The following is a 1,421-nucleotide window of genomic DNA, read 5'->3' as shown; positions in this document are numbered from 1 at the left end:
TAGTGAGGGCTTATGCTTTATTGCGTAAAACTGCTTAAAACATAAGCGATACTTTTTATTATATTTACTTTTTGAATTGAAATAAAGGGGCTTGTTTTTTGTTTGGGATTTTGTGGTATGATATAGCTAGGCTTTTGTATTAGTCTTGCTCTAGTTCAGGCTTGTAACCTTGAGTGCTAGGGGGTATCTTTAGATACCGCTAAATCAAAGGCTGGATTATCTTTCAAATCGCCCCTTTCAAAATACATCGTTTTAAAACCTAGTTCGTTTTGCTTTTTGCGGATAGATTCTACAACGACATAGTGCCCGTTGATTTGCTTTCCGCTTACGATTACATCTTGTCCCAAATCATCTTTACTAAATACTTGCATATCTGCTTCATCTGCATATTGTGTCCATTTTGATAAATGCTCTTTTGTGAGTGGCGGCTGCTTTCTTGCTTTGGATATTTCCCCATTTTCCCCGTGCCTATTTAATGTGTGAAGCATTTCTGCCTTATCTATGGTTCTGCGGACATTTTGCGGGTATTTAAAACCTAATTTTTGGGCTTGTTCTCGTGGTAATATATCAACTGCTACTTTTTTGCTTCCACCTTTTGCATTTAAGATATATTCCACCACTTCAGGCGTGAAGTTTTCCTTACCTATCACTACCATATCACGCCCTTTTTGTGGGCTATTTTCTAGTATTTTTATAACTTCTTGCGTATCCACTTTTTTGCCTTGTTGTATTTTTGGAATTATATCTTTTTTTAAATATATTCTCTCCATTACAGCCTTTGCTTTAGGGTTTTTAGCTAGTCTTTCTATACTCTTACTGCTCATCACTCCACCCAAAAATCCCAACGCAAACTTTTCAGGACTAAAGCTTACATTCCCATTTTTATCACTTTGTTTGTAGTTTTGTAGTATTTTGTGGTATAATGTTATTGGTAGTTGAGTTAAGAGTCTCTAACTCATTAAATTTGCCTTGAGCGGAAAGGACTTCGGCATCGCTACTGAATAGCTTATCTACTTTTTCTTTTTGCAAATCTGTAATATTATCTTTCTTGTAGCTTGTTATAATCCAATTGTTGTCGCCTTGTTTATTAAATCCTTTTGAGATTCCTACTAGATAATATTCATCATCTTTTTTATACCATAGCGTATTTACGCCATTTTCTGTTATAAGTTTGCCATTTTCTATAATCTCATTTATACCTTTAATTATTCCTTGCTCTCCATTTCCAAAGGCTGTAAAGTCGTCTGTGTGTTTCTCTACTATCTTTTGTAACCCTATGTCGCTATTTCCCCAAACTAAATCAATATCCCCTAATTCTTTACGATGAAATGCCCCTGCAACTTGTCCTTTATACTCGCCTTTAGCCCCACTTTCTTTATGTGCTTGGGCTTCGCTAATGAGTTTTGCAATAGCAGATTCCC

General features: G+C 35.7%; 2 protein-coding genes. Both read right to left on the bottom strand.

The annotated features are described in order from the left end of the window. Positions 1 to 176 precede the first annotated feature (176 nt). Entirely contained in the window at positions 177 to 824 is a 648-nt protein-coding gene (locus T368_RS0111510; RefSeq protein WP_027338511.1) for a PBECR3 domain-containing polyvalent protein, read from the bottom strand. Between the two features lie 61 nt (positions 825 to 885). Then, on the bottom strand, positions 886 to 1,421 hold a 536-nt coding region (locus tag T368_RS16035; protein WP_027338510.1), incomplete at its 5' end, for a putative barnase/colicin E5 family endoribonuclease.

The sequence above is a fragment of the Helicobacter bilis ATCC 51630 genome (assembly GCF_000686565.1).
Lineage (GTDB): Bacteria > Campylobacterota > Campylobacteria > Campylobacterales > Helicobacteraceae > Helicobacter_A > Helicobacter_A bilis.
The sequence above is the reverse complement of the archived record's forward strand: the minus strand, read 5'-3'. Positions and strand labels throughout refer to the sequence as shown.

What these genes read in the sequence shown, in the direction of transcription:
- T368_RS0111510 (WP_027338511.1), bottom strand. Translation starts at nt 824, where the DNA reads ATGAGCAGTAAGAGTATAGAAAGACTAGCTAAAAACCCTAAAGCAAAG.